17 protein-coding genes are annotated in these 20,748 nt (G+C 65.9%); 5 read left to right on the top strand and 12 right to left on the bottom strand.

Annotation, left to right across the window (positions count from 1 at the left end; genetic code table 11):
- Positions 1-18: 18 nt before the first annotated feature.
- The 6 genes from AAG895_RS10595 to AAG895_RS10620 all read right to left on the bottom strand — a co-directional run bounded on the left by AAG895_RS10595 (position 19) and on the right by AAG895_RS10620 (position 5,874).
- Positions 19-798 (bottom strand): enoyl-CoA hydratase-related protein, encoded by a 780-nt coding sequence (locus tag AAG895_RS10595; RefSeq protein ID WP_345791983.1) that lies wholly within the window; start codon positions 796-798, stop codon positions 19-21.
- Positions 799-861: 63 nt separating this feature from the next.
- Positions 862-1,287 carry an OB-fold domain-containing protein gene (locus AAG895_RS10600; RefSeq protein WP_345791984.1) on the bottom strand — a complete coding sequence of 142 codons (426 nt, stop codon included), beginning with the start codon at positions 1,285-1,287 and terminating at the stop codon, positions 862-864.
- Positions 1,288-1,312: 25 nt separating this feature from the next.
- Positions 1,313-2,476: a transporter gene (locus tag AAG895_RS10605; protein ID WP_345791985.1), complete on the bottom strand. Its 1,164-nt coding sequence runs from the start codon at positions 2,474-2,476 to the stop codon at positions 1,313-1,315.
- A 3-nt stretch (positions 2,477-2,479) separates the two neighbouring features.
- On the bottom strand, positions 2,480-3,409 hold the full coding sequence (locus tag AAG895_RS10610; RefSeq protein WP_345791986.1) for an enoyl-CoA hydratase-related protein: 930 nt from the start codon (positions 3,407-3,409) through the stop codon (positions 2,480-2,482).
- A gap of 53 nt (positions 3,410-3,462) precedes the next feature.
- Entirely contained in the window at positions 3,463-4,671 is a 1,209-nt protein-coding gene (locus tag AAG895_RS10615; RefSeq protein ID WP_345791987.1) for a CoA transferase, read from the bottom strand.
- 21 nt (positions 4,672-4,692) lie between these two features.
- Positions 4,693-5,874: a CoA transferase gene (locus AAG895_RS10620; RefSeq protein WP_345791988.1), complete on the bottom strand. Its 1,182-nt coding sequence runs from the start codon at positions 5,872-5,874 to the stop codon at positions 4,693-4,695.
- Positions 5,875-6,308: 434 nt separating this feature from the next.
- Between AAG895_RS10620 and AAG895_RS10625 the strand changes: the two genes are divergently transcribed.
- Both AAG895_RS10625 and AAG895_RS10630 read left to right on the top strand, forming a co-directional pair.
- Positions 6,309-7,877, top strand: coding sequence for a DUF1302 family protein (locus tag AAG895_RS10625; protein WP_345795274.1), 1,569 nt, complete (start codon positions 6,309-6,311; stop codon positions 7,875-7,877).
- A 29-nt stretch (positions 7,878-7,906) separates the two neighbouring features.
- Positions 7,907-9,286, top strand: a complete 1,380-nt coding sequence (locus AAG895_RS10630; protein WP_345791989.1) for a DUF1329 domain-containing protein — start codon at positions 7,907-7,909, stop codon at positions 9,284-9,286.
- A 241-nt stretch (positions 9,287-9,527) separates the two neighbouring features.
- On the opposite strand, the gene AAG895_RS10635 is transcribed toward AAG895_RS10630, so the two are convergent.
- The 3 genes from AAG895_RS10635 to AAG895_RS10645 form a co-directional block, all read right to left on the bottom strand.
- Positions 9,528-11,525 (bottom strand): FAD-dependent oxidoreductase, encoded by a 1,998-nt coding sequence (locus AAG895_RS10635; protein ID WP_345791990.1) that lies wholly within the window; start codon positions 11,523-11,525, stop codon positions 9,528-9,530.
- Between the two features lie 61 nt (positions 11,526-11,586).
- Entirely contained in the window at positions 11,587-12,105 is a 519-nt protein-coding gene (locus tag AAG895_RS10640; RefSeq protein ID WP_345791991.1) for a nitroreductase family deazaflavin-dependent oxidoreductase, read from the bottom strand.
- 163 nt (positions 12,106-12,268) lie between these two features.
- Complete coding sequence (locus AAG895_RS10645; protein ID WP_345791992.1) at positions 12,269-13,273, bottom strand: AraC family transcriptional regulator; 1,005 nt, start codon at positions 13,271-13,273, stop codon at positions 12,269-12,271.
- A gap of 265 nt (positions 13,274-13,538) precedes the next feature.
- Between AAG895_RS10645 and AAG895_RS10650 the strand changes: the two genes are divergently transcribed.
- Complete coding sequence (locus tag AAG895_RS10650; RefSeq protein WP_345791993.1) at positions 13,539-14,735, top strand: XdhC family protein; 1,197 nt, start codon at positions 13,539-13,541, stop codon at positions 14,733-14,735.
- 18 nt (positions 14,736-14,753) lie between these two features.
- Here AAG895_RS10650 and AAG895_RS10655 read toward each other — a convergent pair whose 3' ends face one another.
- Complete coding sequence (locus AAG895_RS10655) at positions 14,754-15,626, bottom strand: TIGR03619 family F420-dependent LLM class oxidoreductase (RefSeq protein ID WP_345791994.1); 873 nt, start codon at positions 15,624-15,626, stop codon at positions 14,754-14,756.
- Between the two features lie 586 nt (positions 15,627-16,212).
- Here AAG895_RS10655 and AAG895_RS10660 point away from each other — a divergent pair.
- Together AAG895_RS10660 and AAG895_RS10665 are read left to right on the top strand one after the other, a co-directional pair.
- The gene (locus tag AAG895_RS10660; protein WP_345791995.1) at positions 16,213-16,851 is read left to right on the top strand and encodes an SRPBCC family protein; all 639 of its coding nucleotides are present in this window, start codon (positions 16,213-16,215) and stop codon (positions 16,849-16,851) included.
- Between the two features lie 45 nt (positions 16,852-16,896).
- On the top strand, positions 16,897-17,937 hold the full coding sequence (locus AAG895_RS10665; protein WP_345791996.1) for an enoyl-CoA hydratase/isomerase family protein: 1,041 nt from the start codon (positions 16,897-16,899) through the stop codon (positions 17,935-17,937).
- A gap of 4 nt (positions 17,938-17,941) precedes the next feature.
- Here AAG895_RS10665 and AAG895_RS10670 read toward each other — a convergent pair whose 3' ends face one another.
- On the bottom strand, positions 17,942-19,336 hold the full coding sequence (locus AAG895_RS10670) for an amidohydrolase family protein (protein WP_345791997.1): 1,395 nt from the start codon (positions 19,334-19,336) through the stop codon (positions 17,942-17,944).
- Positions 19,330-20,748 (bottom strand): CoA transferase, encoded by a 1,419-nt coding sequence (locus AAG895_RS10675; protein ID WP_345791998.1) that lies wholly within the window; start codon positions 20,746-20,748, stop codon positions 19,330-19,332. The genes AAG895_RS10670 and AAG895_RS10675 overlap by 7 nt, the downstream gene beginning before the upstream one ends.

Consider the following 20,748-nt stretch of genomic DNA (forward strand, 5'->3'; position numbering starts at 1 on the left):
GATCGGTGGGCGGTCCGCTCAGCGGCCCGTGTACTGGGGTCTGCGCTTCTCGGCGAAGGCGCGCGGGCCTTCCTGCGCGTCCTCGGATGCGAACACGCGTGCGGACATCGTCTTCTCGAGCACGAAGGCCGGTTCGTTGTTGAGCGCGCGTAGCGCGATCTCCTTGGCGGTGCGCACCGCCAGCGGCCCGTTCTCGCAGATCCGGTGCGCATAGGCGAGGGCCTCGTCCATGAGCCGGTCGGCGGGAACGACCTTGTTGATCAGGCCGACCTCGTAGGCGCGTTGGGCGTCGATCGTGTTGCCGGTGAGCAGCAGCTCCATCGCGATCGCCCACGGGATCTGCTGCGGCAGGCGGATGTGCGACCCGCCTGCGGGCACGACGGCCCAGCGGACCTCGGCGAGGCCGAACTTGGCCGTGTCGACCGCGATGCGGATGTCGGTGCCGAGCATGAACTCCAGTCCGCCCGCCACGCACATGCCGTTCACCGCGGTGATGATCGGCTTGAAGTTGCGCTGAAAGGGGCGCTTGGCCGGGTCCTCGTAGCCGAGCGCATCGCCATCGTTGAGCGCGGGCAGCGCCGCCTTCATGTCCAGGCCGGTACAGAAGGACCTGTCCCCGGCCCCGGTGAAGATCGCGACGCGCAGCGCCGGGTCGGCTTCGAAGTCGTCGAAGGCCGCCTCCAGTCCGATCAGCATCTCCTTGGTCAGCGAGTTCATCGCGTCCGGGCGATTCATCGTGATGATCGCGATCGGGCCACGCTTCTCGTAGACCACACTTTCGGGCAGATTCAGTTCCATCTCGTCTCCTGTCGTCATCGTGTGGCGGGGCCGCGATCGGGACGCGCGGCAACCCGCCGCCCTTCAATCCCCGGATCGCCTGAAGCAAGGCAACCAGACGTCATCACTCACCTGTGTCATGGCAAGCTCCACCGGCATGCCGATCTCCAGCGCCGCTGGCGCGCAGTCGATCACCCGCGTGAGCAGGCGCACGCCCTCGTCGAGTTCGACGATCACCGGCGCATACGGCGCATCGGCGGCGAATGCCGGGTGCAGGGGACGCACCACCTCTGTCCATGAGAACACCTTGCCACGTCCGCTCGAACGGGCCCACACCCAATTGGGTGAACCGCAGTGCGCGCACAGTTCGCGTGGCACGTGGCGGTGGCGCCCGCAGTCCTCGCAGCACTGGAAGCGCAGCTCTCCAAGGGCGCACCAGCGATAGAACTCCCCCGTGAGGCCGGTCCGGGCTGGAAGCGGTTTGCCGTAGTCGGCGCTTGCTGCGTTCATGTCGTGCCTCTCCTCCATTTCAGGCTCAGCGCCGCAGGATGGCGATGCTGCCATCGCCGAAATCGCCCCAGCCGGTAACCACGCCGATCTCGGCACCCGCCACCTGGCGGGCATCGGCCGCGCCCCGCAACTGACGCACCGCCTCGACGACGTGGCTGATGCCCAGCACATGGGCCTGGGACAACAGCCCCCCGTGGGTGTTGACGGGCAGGCGCCCGCCGAGCTCGATGCCGCCGTCGGCAACGAAGCCACCGCCTTCGCCGCGCTTGCAGAAGCCGGCCTCCTCGAGCTGCTGGATCACTTCGAAGGTGAAGCAGTCGTAGATCTGCGCGAAGTCGACGTCTTCAGGCTTGACTTCAGCCATGCGAAAGGCCTCCGGCGCAGCGGTGGTGAGCCCGATGCGATGGAAGTCCGGGCGGCCGCAGATCTCGTCGGCCGGATAGGGCTGGCTCGCCGCAGCGCCCATGATGAATACCGGGCGCTGGCGGAGGTCGCGCGCACGCTCGGCGCTGGTCACGATGAAGGCGGCGGCGCCGTCGGTCTCGAGGCTGCAGTCGAACAGGCGGTAGGGCGACGAGATCATCGGCGAGTCCAGGTACTGCGCCATGTCCAACGGCTTGCCGTGCATCAGCGCGGCCGGGTTGAGCTGGGCGTGGCGGCGCATCGCGATCGCCACCGCACCCAGCTGTTCCTCGGTGGTGCCGAACTCGTGCATGTGCCGGCGCGCCATCAACGCATACCACTGCGGCGGCGCGGTCAGCCCGAAGGGCAGGTAGAAGTCGCGCGCGATCGCGCCGCCCGGAATGGAGTCGACATCGTTGGCAGCCGTCTCGCGCACCCGGGCACCCGAGTAGCCGTTCCAGCCGCCCGGCACCAGCACGTGCTCGGCCACCCCGGTGGCGACCGCCATCGCTGCCGCACGCAGCGAGGCGACCGGCGCCGCGCCCCCCATGTGCAGGGTCGCGGCAAAGCGCAGGTTGGTGCAGCCGAGCTCGGCGGCGAAGGCCTCTGCCTTGCCGACGTTGGGGAACGGCATGATGCCGTCGATGTCCGCCGGCTTCAGGCCGGCATCCTCGATCGCCGCCATCGCCGCCTTGAGCTGGATGCCCATCTCCGACAGTCCGGAGCCCGGTTTGCGGCAGAAGGGGGTTTCGCCGATCCCGACGATGCAGGCCTTGTCGCGCAGCATGGCTCAGCCCCCCGCCGCCGCGGGCGGATGCTCGGCCTGATAGGTGTTGAGCAGATCCTGCCGCGCGCCGGCCTCGCGCTCGCGCAGCGCCCAGAACCCGGGCTTGCGCTTGGCGAGGAAGGCCGCGCCGCCCTCCTTGCCCTCGGGCATGTCGAACCAGTCGGGGTACATCGCCGCCGAGGTCACGCACGACTCGCGATAGCCTTCCATCTCCTGGTCGAACGCGGCCTTGAGCACCTCCAGGCAACCGGGACTCTTCTCGAGCAGCTCGGCACACCAGCGGTCCACCTCGGCCTCGAGCTCGTCGAGCGCCACCACCGTGTTCACCAGCCCCATCTCGAGCGCCTGCTCGGCCTTGTACTTGCGGCACAGCATCCACATCTCGCGCGCCTTCTTGGCGCCGACCACCTTGGTGAGATAGGGCACGAAGAAGCCGTCCGCCGGCGAGGACACCTTCGGGCCGGCCTGGCCGAACACCGCGTTGTCGGCGGCGATGGTGAAGTCACAGCAGTAAGCCATGTGGTTGTGCCCGGCAATGCAATAGCCCTGCACCTGGGCGATCACCGGCTTGCGCGACAGGCGGATCAGGCGGTTGTGCGGGTAGCGGTTGTAGAAGGCTTCGCGCAGGCCCCAGCGCTCCCACTCCACATCGCCGCCGGCACCGAAGTGCTTGCCCTTGCCGGCGACGACGATGACGCCGACCATGGGGTCGTGGTTGGCGTCGTAGAAGGCGCGGAACATCTCATCCACCGTCGCCAGCGTGAGCGTGTTCATCTTCTCCGGTTTGTTGAGCGACACGCGGGCGATGCTGCCGCCCGTCAGCAGATGCCGCTTCTTCTCGTAGAGGATCTCCGCAAAGTCGTCCAGCCCCTCGCCGCCCACCTGCTCCCAGGCGCTCCACGCGCTCACACCCTGGTCTTCGCTCACGTTCATCGCTCGTCCGTCCTCGCTGTTGTCCCCGATCCCCGCCCGCGCACAAACCGTGCTCAGGGGATCGCGCCGCAGGCCTTCATGGCCTCGATCTCGTCCCACTCGTAGCCGAGCAGCTCCATCATCACCAGCTCGGTGTCCTGACCGAGCTGGGGGCCGAGGCAATGCACCTCGCCCGGCGTCTTCGACAGGGTGATCGGCAATCCGCGGATCTCGACCTCGCGCTGCACCTCCTCGCACCAGGTCTTCATGAAGTATTTGTTGCGCCAGGCCTGCTCGTCGCGGATGACGTCGGCGAGGTTGTTCACCGGGCTCGCCACCAGCCCCTCGCGGCGGAACGCGTCCATCAGGGATTCGTGGTCGTGGCGCAGGGCGTGCGCCTCGATGACCTCGATCAGCGCTTCGTTGTGCGCGCCCCGGCCTGCCGCGCTCGCAAAGCGCGGCTCGACCGCCAGCTGCGCGTCGCCGAAGGCGCGGCACAGCGCGGCCCAGCGGGCGTCCTCGTTGGGCTCGCACAGGTAGACCCACTTGCCCGCGGTCGGGTACAGGTTCCACAGCGGGTTCTCCACCTGCTTGCGCGAGCGCTGCAGCGCCGCGGATTCGTTACCGGCCAGGAAGGACTGCAGGAAAGGCGCGGCGAGGAAGAGCTGCGCCCCGTACAGGGAGGCATCCAGGCACTGCCCGCGCCCGGTGCGCTTGCGCTGATGAAGCGCCAGCACGATACCGAGCGCCGACATGATGCCGCCATAGGCGTCGCCCGAGCCCATGCCGAGGTAGATCGGCGGCTCGCCCGGCTCGCCCAGGCGGGCCATGATCCCGGTGAGCGCCTGCACGGTCATGTCGAAGGACGGCTTCGACACGTCGCCCTGACGGCCGTAGCCGGTGTTGGTGGCGTAGATGATGTCCGGCCTGATCGACTTCAGCTTCTCGTACGACAAGCCCCAGCTCTCGAGCAGGGCGGGGGCGAGATTCGACAGGAACACGTCCGATTCGGCCACCAGGCGGTACATGATCTCGCGTCCGCCCTCGGTCTTGAGGTCGAGCGCGACGCTCTTCTTGTTGCGATTGATGACCAGGAAGTACTGGTTCCAGTCGCCGATCTCGAGCGACTTGATCGAGCGCACGCCACGCGCTTGGTCACCGCCCTGCGGGCGTTCGATCTTGATCACCTCGGCACCGAAGTCGGCCAGGTACTGAGCCGACACCGGCCCCTGGAACCAGACCGTCAGGTCGAGGACGCGCATGCCTTCCAATGCTCGTGCCACGTCAGCCTCCTTTGCTTGCCGTCATGCCACCACGCCTGCGCGTCGGCAGGCATGGACGGCGTCTTCCGAATAGCCGAGCAGATCGCGCAGGATCTGTGACGAGTGCTGGCCGATGCAGGGTGCGAGCGCATCGAGGCGCGCGCTGCCTTCGCTCAGGAAGATCGGGAATCCGAGGCTCTTCACCGCACCGAAGCTGGGGTGCTCGAGCTCGAGGATGTAGCGGTTCGCCAGCGCCTGCGGATCGGAGGCCGGGTAGTCGAAACGCTCGATGACATCGGCCGACATCTGCTTCTCCATGAACACCTGGCGCCAGTGCGCACCGGGGCGTGTCGCGAAGGCGGCCTCGAGCGCGTGGATGAGCGCGATCCGGTTCGTCTCGGTGCGCTTGTCATGGGTGTCGAAGCGCGGATCGTCCGCGGCGATGCCGACCGCCGCCGAGAACATCGGCCACCAGCGGTCGGTGTCGGGCATGGTGAGCGTGACCCAGCGCCCGTCGGCGCTCGGATACAGGGCGCCCGACATCGGGTTGGAGACGTCCAGGCGCGAGATCGGGTTGAGCAGGCGGTCGCCCTTGCCGATGGCGAGGAAGGCCTGGATGTCGAGCGCCGCGCCGTACATGTTGGCGCCGAACAGCGACACATCCACCGCTTGCCCCTCGCCGGAATCGATGCGGTGCAACAGCGCCGTGACCACCCCGAAGGCGAGCATCGCGCTCGAGTGCATGGCCCCCGCACCGGTATAGACCGGCGGCTGTCCGGGCTGCGGCAGGATCGGCATCATCCCGGTGCGTGCGGCGGCCAGCTCGTCGATTGCCGGCAGCGTGCTGTCCGGGCCGACCGGCCCGAAACCCGACAGGCGCCCGAACACGATGTCCGGGCGCAGGGCGCAGGCCCCGGCGTAGTCGATGCCGAGCGCCTCCAGCTCGATCACGCGCCAGTCCGTCACCACGACATCGGCCTTCGCCACCAGCTCGCGCAGCACGCTGACACCCTGATCGCCGCCCAGATCCAGCGCGATGCTCTCCTTGTTGCGATGGATGAGATCGGCTTCGCAATTCCAGCCATCGGCCTCGCGCACGCCTGGCGCGAGGCGCTCGACGCGAACGACGCGTGCGCCGAAGTCGGCCAGGAAGGCCGCGCTCAGCGAAGCGCAGAACAGTCTTGTGAGGTCGATCACGACCACGTCTTCGAGCGGACGACTCATCTCGTTCTCCTCGTTCGGTTCAGAACATTCAGGCCACTGCCACTGGCTCGCGGCATCGGGACTGAGCCGGCCTCCGTGAGGTCGGTACGAGTGCCACGACCCACGCACAGCCTGCGATGTTGGAAACGAGTTTAGTCATCCGTCGCCGGCGAACAGGCTCGGGATTGGCTCAATTGCGGCCGTTGGAACGTCAAAAACGGCCGCTCCGGAGAATCATCCAAACGGGTGATGATGGCCTGGTCACGACCTGACAGGCTCACATCTGCGGCGCGCTGTCCGCATCACGCATGTACCGGACGACAACACCAAAGAGGAACGACATGAGCACCGGAAAGAGGGAAAGGAGACCCGGCAGGCAAGCAGCACACAGCCTGACCCCCATCGCACTTGCGCTTGGCCTGATCACGGCCACGACCGCACACGCGGGACCCACCATTCACCTTGGCGACGACACCACCTTGGCTTACTCGCTGACGCTTTCGCACACGCTTTCCAGCCGCCTGGGCAAGCCGGCACGCGAGTATCTGGCCGACCTGAACTATGACGACGGGACACGCAATTTCGACCGTGGCAGCCTCATCACCAACCGCACGAACGTGCTCGGCGAGCTGCGCCTGCGCCACGACAACCTGGGCGCGATGCTGCGCGCGAGCACCTTCTATGACCACGCCTATCGCGGCAGCAACGACAACGACTCGCCCGGCACCGTCAACAAGATCGGCCCGCATGACGAATTCACCGCCATCACCCGCCGCGACAGCGGCCGCTCGTCACGCATCCTCGACGCCTACGTGTATGGCAACTGGGCGGTGGGCGAGGAGCAGTACCTTTCGCTGAAGGCCGGCCGCCATGTGCTGGCCTGGGGCGAGAGCCTGTTCTGGCCCAACATCAGCCAGGGTCAGGCGCCGCTCGACGCCACGGTGTTCAACGTGCCGGGCACCGAGGCCAAGGAAGGCTACCTGCCGGTGGGCCAGCTGTCGGCTTCGTTCACGCTCAACGACCAGGTCACGCTGACCGGCTTCTATCAGTACGAGTGGGAGAAGACCCGGCTGAACCCGGTGGGCGACTACTTCGGCTCGGACTTCTTCGGCCCGGGCGCGGAGTTCTTCCGCCTCGCACCCGGAGTCATCAGTGCGCTGCCCGACAACAGCTTCGCCGTCGCCAACTTCGCCGGCGAGATCGATCCGCGCGACTCCGGCCAGTGGGGCCTCGGCACCCGCTTCCAGGTCAGCGAGGCCACCGAACTCGGCCTCTATCACTACCGCTACCACGACCGCGTGGGCGCGATGTTCTTCGACTTCAGCGGTGATACCACCTACTCGTCCTTCGACCGCTTCGCGCGCCAGGCCTCGCCCGGCAGCGTGCCCTACTACAAGCTCGCCTACTTCGACGACATCAAGCTCACCGGCATCAGCCTGAGTTCGAAGGTCGGCGACGCGGTGCAGTGGGCGGCCGAGTTGAGCTACCGCGAGGACGCTCCGGTCTACGTGATGACCCCGCTCGGCCCGGCACCCGCACGCGGCAGCTACTTCCAGGGCAACCTGAACGCACTCTACATCCTCGGCCCGTCGAAGATCGCCCACCAGACCACGCTGATGGGCGAGATCGTGCACCAGCGCATCCAGAGCGTGGACGACCTGGCGATCAGCAGCGGCGGTTTCGATCTGGGCCGCTTCGACGACTACACCTACAAGACCGCCACCGGTGAGCAGACTCGCGGCTCCACCCTCGTCGGCCTGGGCGCGATCTTCGACTATCCCGCGGTGTTCTCCGGCTGGGATCTGTCCACCAAGGCGATCTGGACGCAGAACGTCGCCGGCAGCGCCTACAGCGGCATGGGACGTGACGAGAAGCGCCTGACCCTGGGCGCCGACTTCAAGTACCTCGGCAACTTCACCATCGGCCTGACCTACGTCGGCTACCTCGGCTCGCCCAGCGTCGCCAATGGCCGCAACCTGGCCGACCGCGACTATGTCTCGCTGAGTGCCAAATACACCTTCTGATCGTTGTGCAACGAACCAAGGAATCGAACATGAAACCCAGACTCATTGGCCTGGCGGTCGCCGCGGCACTCGCCCTGCCCTTTGCCGCCGGTACCGCGCACGCCAAGGCGACGGCGGACGAGATCGCCCGCCTCGGCAAGGATACAAACTGCATCGGCGCCGACAAGGCCGGCAACGCCGACGGCAGCATTCCGGCGTGGAGCGGCAAGTGGCTCGGCGTGCCCCCGCAGGTCGACTTCAAGGGCACGGGCAACCACCCGATCGACCCTTACGCCGGCGAGAAACCACTTTTCGAGATCACAGCGGCGAACTTGCCGCAATATGCCGCGCGCCTGACCGACGGCCAGAAGGCCCTGTTTGCGAAGTACCCGGACACCTTCCGCATGCTGATCTACCCGACGCACCGGGACTTCCGTTACCCCGACGCGGTGTGCGAGGCCACCAAGCGCAACGCAGAGGAGGCCGAGCTGCTCGACGACGGCATGGGCGTGCATGCCTATACCAACGGCGTCATGTTCCCGTTCCCGAAGAGCGGCCTCGAGCTGCTGTGGAACATCACCGTCCCCTACCGCGCCTACACCGAGGAGCTGATCTCGGACAACGCCTACGTGATCGCCAACGGCAGCATCAACTGGGGGCGGGTCAAGTCGCGCAACATGGGTCCCAGCCACAAGCCCGGAATGATCGAGCCGGTCGGTGAGCGCGCCGCCTCCTGGTATCTCAACGAAACCCTGCTGCCCGAGCGTGACCGCGGCGAGATCAACACCGGCGTCGAGTTCTACAACTATGGCAAGCAGCCGCGTCAGAGCTGGCGCTACGATCCCGGTACCCGCCGCGTGCGACAGTCGCCGGGCTACGGCTTCGACATGTCCTTCCCGGGCACTGGCGGCTCGATCACGGTCGACGAGGTGCGGATCTGGAACGGATCGCCCGAGCGTTACGACTGGAACATCCTCGGCAAGCGCGAGCTCTACATCCCCTTCCACGCCTACCGCGTCCATTCGCCGGACATCAAGTATTCCGAGCTGCTGATGAAGGGGCACGCGAACCCGGAGTACATGCGCTATGAACTGCGCAGGGTTTGGGTGCTGGAGGGCAAGCTGAAGGAGGGCTTCCGTCACCTTTACGGCAAACGTGTGATGTACATCGATGCGGACACGATGTTCCCGATCATGGCTGACAACTACGACGCTCGCGGCGAGATGTGGCGCACCTCGATGCTCAACCACTTCTATGCCTATGAGATGAACACCTGGCAGGCCGGCGCAGGCTTCTACCACGACCTCAATGCCGGCACCTATCTGGGCTTCAATCTCATCAATGAACAGCCGAACGCCTACCGCCTGAACGAGAACAAGGTCAGCGAGCGCGATTTCGGTCCCGAGGCGGCGCGTCGTATCGGACAGTAAAGCTCCACGCCCCCGGCGCCGCTCCGGGGGCCACCGGCTCTCCCTCCTGCCTGCGTCCGTCCTTCGGGACACGCAGGTTTTTTTCTGCCGCGGCGCCGCCTCGCGCCGCATGACAGCGCGCCCGGACACGTCCTCCTGCACCGGCTCCCGCCGCGCGCGCAGCACCTCGCAAAAGGACGAAGGGCCACCGCAAACGGTGGCCCTTCGTCATCCTTCCGGTCGACGCGCTCGCGCGCGCCGCCTACACCATCATGCCCACGCTCGCGCCGTGGCGGGTCGACTCGGCCAGTCGGCGCGGTACCCAGGCCGCACCGGCGAGGAAGACGCGGGGAAGGCTGCCGTCGGCCTGCAGCTGGTAGTACAGCTCGGGCTGCTGGACGGCGCCGTACACCAGCACCACGCTGTCGAAGCCCGGCTCGCGGTAGTTCCGTTCGCCCCAGGACGACACGAACTCGAGCGCGTCCGGCGCCACCGCCTTGAGCACCCGATTCGGGTGCACCGCCACCCCGCACTGCTCCATGCGCTTGAGCACCATGCCGATCGAGTAGCGCGCCACCTCGGTGGCGAGATGGACGGACTTGTGGAACACCTCGACCTGGCGACCCTGCGCGGCGAGATATTCGGCCACGCAAGGGGTCTGGTAATAGTCTTCCTGCGAAACTACCGCCACGCGCTTTCCGGTCTCGACTTTGCCTAGCAGCACGTCCCAGCCCTGCACCACGTGCGGCAAATCGATCCCCGGCACGGCCTCGGGAACGCGCGGCAGGGCCCCGGTGGCCACGACCACCGCATCAGGCGCGAGCGCCTTGATCGTCTCCACGTCGGCACGTATCTGCAGGCGGACATCGACGCCCAGACGCGCGAGCGCGTTCTCCTCGAAATACACTTGGTCCTCGAAGGAATCGCGCCCCGGCGCGCGCGCCGCGATCAGCAACTGCCCACCGAGGCGCTTCCCCTGTTCGAGCAGCGTCACCTTGTGGCCGCGCAGGGCGGCGACGCGGGCGGCCTCGCAACCCGCCGCCCCACCGCCGACCACCACCACATGCCCTGGCTGCGCGGCCGGGCGGAAGCTGTCCCGCCACTGCAGCTCGTTGCCGATCTCGGGATTGATCGAACAGGTGGGGACGTAGGGAATCGTCATCGGTTCCGAGGCCTCGTCAATGCATCGCGTGCATGCGATGCAGCGGCGGATCTCGCCCAGCCGCCCTTCACGCGCCTTGTTGGCGAACTCGGGATCGGCAATGCCTGCCCTGACCATGCCCACCAGGTCGCAAAAGCCGCCCTTGAGCAGTTCCTCGGCCAGCACCGGGTCGTTGATGCGGCCGGTGAACAGGACGGCGATCCTGCGATCCAGCTCGGCCATGTCCGAACGCGCCGCCTTGCCGAATTCGCGGTACTCGGCGTGAGGATGGTAGGACGAGGGCACGTATGACGGCGCCCCCCAGCAATGCCCCACATCGAGGTCGACGAAATCGAGCAAGCCGGTCTCGGCGATGTAGTAGAGCATCTCGCGCAGCTCGAGGTTGTCGTAACCGCCATCGCGCGACTCCTGGCCGTTGATGCGGATGCCGACGGCGAGCTTGTCGCCGACGCGCATGCGGACCCGACGCAAGGCCTCGATCACGAAGCGCACGCGCTCCTTCGGCCCGCCACCCCACTGGTCGGCGCGGCGGTTGGTCACCGGGGACAGGAAGCTGTAGCCAACCGTCTCGTGCGCACAATGGATTTCCACCCCGTCCGCCCCGCTCTTCATCGCCGCTTCGGCGGCATCGGCATAGCCCTCGAGCAGGAATTCGATCTCCTTCTCGCCGAGCACGTGCGGCGTGTAGTCCTGGGCGCCGACGACCGGCACCGGCGACGGCGCCCACAGCGCGTTCAGATGCGTCAGCTGGACCACCACGACCGCGCCACTGGCGTGGATCTCGTCCACGAAGCGCGTCCATCCCTCAATGAAGGCCGGGTTCTGGTGGGCCGCGAAATGACAGCCGAACCCCCCGCGCAAGGAGACCTCGTCGGGGGCGCCCTCCGGAAAGGGCAAGTTGAGCAGCCAGGTCTCGCTACCGATCCAGCCCGTGCCGCCCCTGGCTTTCGCGCCGTGGTGGGCGATGAAGTGCTCGTCGATCAGCCCCGGTGCGCGCGATGAGTTAATAGTGTTCGTGGTTTCGCAGATTCGATTGGGCACCCGCATCGGACCGATCTGCAGCGGCGAGAACAGGTGCTCGAAATTCACATTGCTCATGAATGTCTCCTCCGGTTTAACCGGCACGGAAGACGACGCCTCCGTGCCCCCAGGCCAGCTCTCAAGCGGGTCCGGTCGGAGTCAGGATCACAATCCCGAAAGGCCGGTCGGTCTGCGACTGGAAATAGCCCCAGGTCGGGAAAAGTGCATTCAGCCGCGGCCAGAGCACGTCACGCTCTTCCTGGGTCGCATCGTGAGCCGTCGCCGTCATGCGCTTCCGATCGCATTGCACCCAGCATTCCGGATTAGCCTTCACGTTGAGATACCAGGCCGGAGGCTCGTCGTAACCGGCCAGCGACGCGACAACGACCATGTTCTCGCCGTCCTGCAGGAAAACCAGCGGGGTGGTCCGCTTCTCTCCGGATTTGCGACCGATCATGGTGAGCAGCAAGGTGGGCAGACCAGACGGCGAGCCCTCACCGGTCGACCACCCATCCGGGTTGGCGAGATAGCGCTCGACATCGGCTTTCGCATCTCCGCGTATACGATCCAGCGAGGCCGTTGCCCCCTTCAGCCCCTCCCAATCCGCGTCGGACATGAAGTCCGGCTTCACCATCTTTTCCCGATCGTGCGTTGACATGATTCCGCTCTCCAGCCAGTTTCAATAAAGAATGACCCCAGCGCTCAGTCTAGTGAAGCGGATTCGCCCCCCTCCCGAAGCCGGAATTTCGGATGCGGCCTTTGCGATGCCAATTCGGGACACCCTTCGGAGGTCGCAGACACAGCTCCGGAAATCCGGCAAATCAGGTTTCCAGCCCGCGCACGTCCGATAGCGTCCTGCCTGTCCAGCCCTTGAATGCCCGCCTGAAGTTGCTGACGCTGCTGTAGCCAAGCAGGAAACCGATTTCCTTGGGCGTGAGCATGGTGTGTTTCAGATACTGGACGGCAAGATCCTGGCGGGTCTGGTCGAGGATCTGCTGGTAGCTCATGTCTTCCTCGACGAGGCGGCGGCGCAGTGTGCGTGCCCCCATCTTCAGTTGCCGGGCCATCTCGTCGAGGGTCGGGAAATTGCCTGGATTGTTCATGAGGTAGTTGCGAATCGATTCCGCAAGCACCGTCTTGTCCCGATTCTTGGCGGCGAGCAGTTCGCAGTTGCGTGCGCACAGCTTGAACACCTCCTCGTTGGCGAGGCTGATCGGATCCTGCAGGCGGTTGATGTCGAAAACGACCACGTTCCGCGGCTGATTGAAGTAGATGGGGCAATTGAAGCGCCGAACGTAGCGCGAGATGTCGGCCGGCTGCGGATAGGTCAGGTGGAGTTCCAGCACCGGGAAGGGGCGGTTCGTCAGCGACGAGGCAAGCTCGATGGTCTGACTGACGAATTCCTCGATCCCAAAGCGGAGCACATCGGTCATGCGGTGAACGTCCTGAATCTCGGAGAACCACCGCCCGTTGGCGATGTAGTTCCTCGAGGCGAAAATATGCTGCTCATTCAAGTCACGATAGCGGTCATAAAGTTCGCGCGACGCCTTCAGAGTCGGCGCACTGAGCGCGGCATAGCCGAGGATGCCCAGATCGCTGATCTTGAACTCCTGCCCGAGGCTGATTCCCAGATGCGGATCACCGGTGAGCGCGAGCATGTTGAGGATGATCTGGCGATACTGGGGCGGCCTCGGGCGACCGTGCGGATCATCCAGGCGATCGGCCTTCAGTCCGGTGCCTTCAAGCACCTGCTCGGCAGTGAACCCGCGGTATTGCATGCGCTCGAGATAGAAATCGATCTTGCTCTTGGGCTTCAGGTCTTTCATGTTCCCCTCCGGCAGACGACTGCAGGACCATCACCCGACCGTCCGCGTCGATGTGGCCGCATTTGATCAAACCCGGGCGGACGCCGCATCACCTGATCGAGTTAAATTCCCCCGCGGCCTGTTGGGATTCATTCACGGACCCGATCCAGCGCGAAGTTCGGAATCTGTGGCCGCCCCTTCGCGCACCCGCTGTTAATGCATAGAGGTGATGCGGCCGATCGCCGGCGTGTGCGAGAGTGGGGCTCCACACGCGGGGTGAACGAACATGAACGAGCGCCAGCTGATCACGAACGCCTTTGACGATGCGCGCGGCCAAGGCGAAGCCGTCGCGCTCGCCAGCGTGGTTGCAGTCCGCGGCTCGACCTACCGCCGTCCCGGCGCACGCATGCTGATCACCGAGACCGGTCGGCGGACGGGGCAGGTGAGCGGCGGCTGCCTCGAGCGCGACGTGACCCGACAGGCGAGCAAGGTCCTCACCCGCGGCATGCCCGCCCTGAGGCTTTACGATTCGCTGGACGAGGACCTCGCCGAAGGTTTCGCGCTCGGCTGTAACGGTGCGGTGCTCGTCCTGATCGAGCCCGCCAACGAGAATGTCCTGCACCTGATGCGTGTCCAGCGAGCCTGCCTCGCCCACCGCCGCCGTGGAGCGATCGCCACCGTGTATGCGTGCCAGGACGGAGCGAACGCACAACTCGGCGCGCGCGTGTCGATGATCGAGGGCGAGACGCCCCAAAGTTCCGGGATCGCATCGGATCGGCTCGCCGCTGCGCTCGGCAGCGCCGTTGCGCAGGCCCTCGAGCGAGGTTACGGCGGAGACTGGTCCGAACAGACCGGTCACGGCAACATCTCGGCCTTCATCGAGGTCTTCACGCCGCCGCTTCAGGTCTTGATATTCGGGGCCGGCCAAGACGTGGTGCCGCTGGTTTCCTTCGGCAATGCGCTCGGCTGGCGCATGCAGGTGGTTGCTGCCACCGGCGGGTTCGGTGTGCGCGAGCAATTCGTCGCGGCGGACGCCGTCCATATCGGCTCGGCACGTGACGCGGTGGCCACCCTGCACCCCAATGGCGACAGCGTCGTTCTGTTGATGTCGCACAACTTTTTGCGCGACGTCGAGGCGTTTTGCGCACTGGCGCCGGTTCGGCCGCGCTTTTTCGGGATGCTCGGGCCGCAGCACCGCGCCCAGCGCCTGATCGAGGAAGCGGCGGCACGTGGAACGCGCATCGATGATGCGATGCGGGACAGCATCTTCGGCCCAGTCGGGCTGGACATCGGCGCCGAGACTCCCGCGGAGGTCGCACTGGCCATCAGCGCCGAGATCCAGGCCCTGATGCAGGGTCGTCATGGCGGACATGCCCGCCTGCGCAATGGACCGCTGCACACCGACGTCCTCACCCGAGGGGCGGACGCCCGTGCGCTCGAAGGCCAGCCCAGCCTGCGCCTCTGCAAGCTCGAGCCGGTCTGACCGGCCCGGGCTCACAACTCAGTCCATTCGGCCGATGACCTCGTCGCCAAAGCGACGAATGGCATCGAGTTGGGCGAGCTTGTCGTTGGGACCGCATTTCATATCCCACGGGACCAGTCCGGCGTGTGTCAGGCCAAGGTCGCGCAGGCGGCGGAAATCGTCCAGCGTCCTCGCACTGAAATCGATACCGTGGATCTCGTAGTCAGTCCGATCGAGCGATCCATACTCGGCACGGAAGCCATTGAGCTGCGAAACCAGCGATCTCAGGGTTTCAACGTCGGTATTCGCCGAGGCCCAGCCGTCACCGAGGCGCGCGGCGCGACGGAGCGCCGGCTTGCTGTGCCCGCCGATCAGGATCGGCACCGGGTGCTCGGGTACAGGGCGCATGCGCAGCGGACCGAACTCGAAATGCCTGCCGTGATACTCGAAAAAATCGCCGCCCATGGCAGCACGCAGGATCTCGATGCACTCGTCCATGATCTCGCCACGCTTGTCGAAGTTGACCCCGTTGTAGACGAAATCCTCCTTCCAGGGGCTGAGGCCTGCACCCAGGCTGATCCGTCCGCCCGACATCACCGCAAGAGAGGTAAGCGACTTGGCCAGGATGAGGGGTTGACGGACCGGGACCTTGAGCACCCCCGGATAGAAACGCAGGCGCGTGGTGACCGCCGCCATGGATGCCATCGCCACGAACGGTTCGATGAACTCCGACTGCTCCAGGTAGCCACGGATCGCTTCCGTGTCCGCATACGGATAGTCGGATTCGGTCGCCTTGGGGTAGAACAGGCTGTCGGGCATGGAAAGGCTATCCCATCCCGCCCTTTCGGCCTCGCGGGCAATATCCATGTAGTGGCGATAGCTGGCGAAGCCGAGCTGAAGGACGAATTTCATCGGAATGCTCCCTTGGTGATGGCGGTGCGGCTTCGGTGTGGCATCTTCAATGCACACTCTGCCCGTTCAGCCTCGATAAATGTTCCATGCGAGAAGCCACAAGCGGTCATGTCGGGGTTGCCGTAGCCCCGATGCACAGACGATTCTGCGCAGTCCCGGGCCCGCGGGCATCACCAATAGGGATTAGGCATGCGCCTAGCGCTGAAAATGGGCCACCAGCTAGGCTACAACCGATTCCGGCTCGTCATGGCGAAGGTTTGTGTCCGCTATCAGCCACCTTGGCTACGCTTGCGCGCTCGAAGGAGGCGAGCCGGCCGAGATACTCCGGCTCGCACACTCCAAACTGCGCGCTCGGGGCGAGCGCCTCTTCAATGCAGCCGATTTGCGTCCCGAGCGCCGTGCCCGACCAGCATCACAGGACGGTGCGGCGCATAGTACCGTTCGAGAGCAGGGCATCGGCACATGAGCCATGCGCCGAATCCTCGCGCCCGCTGAAACGTGTTCCGTCATTCATCTGAATGATGCGGATCACCCCCCCCCTCCGTTAACGTGCTCCCGACACTGATTTGAGGAAGAGGAGGTCACCATGGCCCTTGAGATCAAGGAATGTTTCGAGGTGGCCGCGCCGATCGACAAGGTGTGGGCCTTCATCAACGATCCAGAAAACGTGGTGGCTTGCATGCCCGGAGCCAGCCTGAAGGAAATCGTCGACGCGAACCAGTTCATCGGTGCGGTCAAGCTCAAGATCGGTGCCGTGAGCGCCCAGTACCAAGGCACGATCACCTACGCCGAACGCGACGAGGCTGCCTATGCGGTCAAGATGCTCGCCGCCGGCAACGAGCGCGGGGGAGGAACCGTGAGCGGCACGATTCTCACCCGGCTCGAATCGCTGCCGTCAGGCGTTACCACGCGCGTCGAGTGCGAGTCGAGCATCGACCTTACCGGCAAGATCGTTCAGGTCGGTCGCGGCATGATCGAAGGGGTCTCGGCGCAGATCATCAAGAAATACGTGGGCAATGTGCGCAACCTCCTCGAGGTGCCCGGCGAGGCCGCAACCAAGGTGCCGACGGAGGCCGGCACCGGTGCATCGGAAGCGCCGACCACGGCCACCGCTCCCCCGCTGCGAGCCGCGAAGGAGGACTCGATCAACGTGGCGGCGGTCGTCTTCAAGGTCATGATTGATCGCATTGCGGGCTTTTTCCGCCGCCTCTTCGGGCGTGCCTGAGGCGGACCAGATCGGCATGAGCAACTCACCAGCGGAGCAGGCTCGATGTTCTCGACCTCTGGCTGTGCCACGATCACGGCGAGCAGGCTCGGAGAACTCGCCTTCGAGTCAGCCTACTCGAGCGCGCTTTCACCACTGAACGGTCCCTTCTGCCTGCTCATCGAGCTTGACGGCAGCAGCAAGGCCGAAGGTACGGAGTTGCCTCCACGCCTGCACCAGTGGGTTGCGACGCAGGCTGGTCCAGTGATCGGCGTCGGTAACGCGAGCGCTGGCCGGCATGCACTCGGCGCAACCTGTGATCTCGTCCTCCCTGACGACAAGGGGCTGGGCACGCTGCTGGACAACATCGCGAAGGCACCGATCACAGCGACGACGCTCGTTCAGGTCCTGCGGCTGACCGAGAGAATGCCCGCCGCGCAGGCGCTCACGGTGGAGTCACTCGCATATGCCACGCTGCAGTCGGGGGCGGAGTTTCGCCGATGGTCCGAGTCCCATCCACCTGAGCCGAGCCGGATTCCGACCGACAACGGCCCTCCGGTCTGCATTGAACGCCACAACGGGACGATTGAGATCAGGCTGAATCGCCCCTCCAGCCGCAACGCTATGACCTTGGAGATGCGCGACGCATTGGTCGAAGCATTCGAGCTAGCGAGCACGGACGACAGCGTCAGTACCATCGAGGTGAGCGGGGTCGGCGCTTGCTTCTCCACCGGAGGCGCACTCGATGAGTTTGGCACTGCCGTCGACCCCGCCAACGCACACGCGGTGCGTAGCCTGCGCCTGCCCGCAGCCACCCTGCTGCGCAGCAATGCGACCACTCGGTTCCATGTGCACGGCGCATGCATCGGATCGGGCATCGAGTTGCCTGCGTTCGCCAACCACCTGAGCGCCAGTCCGGGTAGCTTCTTCCAACTCCCGGAGATCCACTTCGGGCTGATACCCGGCGCTGGCGGCTGCGTCAGCATCCCGCGCCGGATCGGCAGGCAGCGAACCGCTTACCTGGCACTCTCTGCACGTCGCATCAATGCGACCACGGCGCTCGAATGGGGTCTTGTCGACGAGATCAGGCCGGCAGCTACACCCTAGCAGCTTACGCGTAATGGATGACGCGTCCGGCGCCAACCGTCAGACGAACCTCGACCGCGGCGGCGTCCTCGAACACCTGCTTTAAGGGCCGGTCAAGCACGCACAGATCGGCGACACTACCGACCGCCAGCCTGCGACGGGTGAGACCCGGTCGTAGCGGGTCCGAGCAGTAAAGATCGAGCACCGAGGCGGGCCCGAGCCGCTCGGTGGCGCCCAGCAGATGTCCCGCGCGTGTCCGCCGCTCCAGCGCCGCGGCCAACGCCTGCCAAGGATCGGGATCCCCGTACGGCGCATCGGATCCGGCACCTAAAGGAATCCCCGCAGCAGCGAAGCTTCCTGCACGGTAGATCCCTTCCAGCTCAGTTGTCGACAGCGAGGCGAGGTAGGTGTCGCCGCGTTCGAAAATGAAATTCGGCTGCGTGACGACGTGCAGGCTCGCCTCGCGGATCAGTTCGACCGCCTCCGCAGTCGCTAGGGCCGCATGCTCCAGGCGGTCGCCGGCCTGCACGCCTGCTGCCTGCAGCGCCGCTACCGCTAGCAAGAGCTCGACGAGCGTCACGCAATGAACGGCCACCGGACGGCCCACGCCGTGGCTGCGCTCGATCCGCTCGCACAATGCGTCGAACGAGGGCAGAGCCGCTTCGCGCAGATGGATCTTTGTTGCGCCTACGGAGAGACCGGGCATCGTCCAAGACGGGTCGAGCGCCTCGCTACCCATCATCAGCACATTCTGTTTCAGACGCCCTGCCTCACGTTCGGCAGCAAAATGGCGAAACTCGGCGAGGCCGTTTCCAGGGCTCGCCTCGGTCACGCCAGTGATGCCGAAGCGGGCAAGCCGCAGGCTGGCTTCCCCCAGCGCCGGCATGGACCCGCCGAGCCGCTCCCGCAGCCAGGCATCCGCGCTGTAGATGCGCCCGGTCAGTCTGCCCTCGACGCGCTCGAACGGATCTTCCCCACCCCTCTCATCGACCCCGAGGCATTGCAGGCCAAGAGAGTTGAAGATCCAGAGTTGACCGCTGCGATGCTGGATGCGAGCCGGGCGTCCGGGCACGACACGATCCAGCCAGCATCGGTCGATATCGCCCGCCACCGACTCGTGATAGCCAACGCCACGGATCCAGCCGTTGGAACCTCCGGCGCATCTGGTGAGCGTCGCAGCAAGCGCTTGCGCGCAATCGAGCTGCGGCGGTCCGCAATGCACCGAGTCGATCGCTGCGGCGTAGGCGAGTAGATGCAGGTGATGATCGTGCAGGCCAGGCAACACCGCGCCACCCGCAGCATCGAACACGCTCTCGCCCGGCTCGACAGTAAGGTCCGGCGCAAGCGCGACGATGTGCGCACCGTAGATACGGAGAGCGACCTGCGCGTGCTCGGGCGTGTTCGCATTGACGATCAGCATGCGAGCAACTCGTCCAGGGCTGCGTTGTCGGCACCATGCGTGCGCGCAACGCCGCCCACAATGGGCCGCTGCGGCCTGCAGCCAAGCAGTCCGCATGCGGACGCCAGCGCATGCCAGCGCCGCATGCGCGCCTGAAGCGCATCCACACCGCGCCACTGTTCCCAGGCTGCGCAGCACTCCACCACATCGCGCATGGCGAGCGAGACCAGGCTTCCACCCCCGGCGGCATGTGCGCACCAGGCCGCAAGCGCGGCATGCAGCCCCGTCAGCGGATCGGCGATTGCATCCCCGCAGAACGCCCATTCTCCGGTGGCTTGCGCAAGCACCGCAGACAATCCGCCCCCCACGCCGGCGTCGTCACCAAAGGCGACCCAGTTCGCCTCGGGTTCCTCGCGACCATGGCCGGTGATACTGACCCAGCTCAGGCCAGGATTCTCGGCGAGCATGCGCTCGGCGTCGATGCCAAGCTGGCGCAGTGCGCGCGGCCGGGAGGCCTCGATGACGATGTCGGCCGTCTCGATCAGTCGGCGCAGCCGAGCCACCCCCTGGGCGGACGTGAAATCGATCGCCACGCAGGTCTTGCCCGAATTGAGCAGATCGAAGAAGTCCGGGTTGCCGGCGCGGGCGCCGTCGGGGCGGAGCGTGCTCTCGACCTTGATCACGCTGGCACCGAGCTGGTGCAGTATCTGCGCGCAGAGCGGCCCCGCCCAGAGTGAAGAGAGGTCGACCACCCGGGGTACGCGTCCACTTCGCGCAGGCTCAACGCGCTCACCGAAGTTCTGCACACGACACCAAGGGACACCGTCCCGCGGCAACGCATTCGCGTCGGCCGCCGGCAAGCCGAGCAGCCGCGCACGCCCAAGCGCCGCCTCCACCGTATGGGCACCAAGGGCCGTGGCGAGCTGCGCCCAGTCCGCAATCTCACGCCCCTCCATCCATGCGGGTACCAGCTCCCAATCCTCGGCGCGCGCCAGATTGACGGCCAGCATGCCGTCTGCGGCCTGCAGCAGACGGCAGCTACCGCCGGGAGAGTGGCGCCCCTGCCGGCGCAGGCCGAGCAGTGCGGCACGGTGCACAAGCATGACGTCCGCCTGCTGCCACGCGGGTGGCAACTTGACACCGAGTGCCGCGAGCGCCCTCAGCACAGCGTTGGCACATGCCCCAACCGGGGCGGGCAGCATCCTGCCGGGTCGTGAGGGGTTCCCGGTAATCCACATCAGCCCACTGCACACCCAGGCCAGCGCCGGATGAAGGTCTGCCGGTCCAGATTCGATGCGGACATCCGCACCGAGCGCCGCAAGCAGATGCGCGGCGTAACGGGTCTCACACCCCTCCCCCGCAAGGATGAAGCCGCGGCCGGACAGAAGCATCCCCGCCGTCGAGTTGGAGGGCACTGCACGTCCGGCATCCAT

This window comes from Thauera sp. JM12B12 (genome assembly GCF_039614725.1).
GTDB lineage: Bacteria > Pseudomonadota > Gammaproteobacteria > Burkholderiales > Rhodocyclaceae > Thauera.

What these genes read in the sequence shown, in the direction of transcription:
- AAG895_RS10675 (WP_345791998.1), bottom strand. Translation starts at nt 20,748, where the DNA reads ATGGATGCCGGACGTGCAGTGCCCTCCAACTCGACGGCGGGGATGCTT.
- AAG895_RS10605 (WP_345791985.1), bottom strand. Translation starts at nt 2,476, where the DNA reads ATGCTGCGCGACAAGGCCTGCATCGTCGGGATCGGCGAAACCCCCTTC.
- AAG895_RS10600 (WP_345791984.1), bottom strand. Translation starts at nt 1,287, where the DNA reads ATGAACGCAGCAAGCGCCGACTACGGCAAACCGCTTCCAGCCCGGACC.
- AAG895_RS10655 (WP_345791994.1), bottom strand. Translation starts at nt 15,626, where the DNA reads ATGAAATTCGTCCTTCAGCTCGGCTTCGCCAGCTATCGCCACTACATG.
- AAG895_RS10595 (WP_345791983.1), bottom strand. Translation starts at nt 798, where the DNA reads ATGGAACTGAATCTGCCCGAAAGTGTGGTCTACGAGAAGCGTGGCCCG.
- AAG895_RS10635 (WP_345791990.1), bottom strand. Translation starts at nt 11,525, where the DNA reads ATGAGCAATGTGAATTTCGAGCACCTGTTCTCGCCGCTGCAGATCGGT.
- AAG895_RS10640 (WP_345791991.1), bottom strand. Translation starts at nt 12,105, where the DNA reads ATGTCAACGCACGATCGGGAAAAGATGGTGAAGCCGGACTTCATGTCC.
- AAG895_RS10665 (WP_345791996.1), top strand. Translation starts at nt 16,897, where the DNA reads ATGTTCTCGACCTCTGGCTGTGCCACGATCACGGCGAGCAGGCTCGGA.
- AAG895_RS10610 (WP_345791986.1), bottom strand. Translation starts at nt 3,409, where the DNA reads ATGAACGTGAGCGAAGACCAGGGTGTGAGCGCGTGGAGCGCCTGGGAG.
- AAG895_RS10650 (WP_345791993.1), top strand. Translation starts at nt 13,539, where the DNA reads ATGAACGAGCGCCAGCTGATCACGAACGCCTTTGACGATGCGCGCGGC.
- AAG895_RS10620 (WP_345791988.1), bottom strand. Translation starts at nt 5,874, where the DNA reads ATGAGTCGTCCGCTCGAAGACGTGGTCGTGATCGACCTCACAAGACTG.
- AAG895_RS10630 (WP_345791989.1), top strand. Translation starts at nt 7,907, where the DNA reads ATGAAACCCAGACTCATTGGCCTGGCGGTCGCCGCGGCACTCGCCCTG.
- AAG895_RS10645 (WP_345791992.1), bottom strand. Translation starts at nt 13,273, where the DNA reads ATGAAAGACCTGAAGCCCAAGAGCAAGATCGATTTCTATCTCGAGCGC.
- AAG895_RS10660 (WP_345791995.1), top strand. Translation starts at nt 16,213, where the DNA reads ATGGCCCTTGAGATCAAGGAATGTTTCGAGGTGGCCGCGCCGATCGAC.
- AAG895_RS10670 (WP_345791997.1), bottom strand. Translation starts at nt 19,336, where the DNA reads ATGCTGATCGTCAATGCGAACACGCCCGAGCACGCGCAGGTCGCTCTC.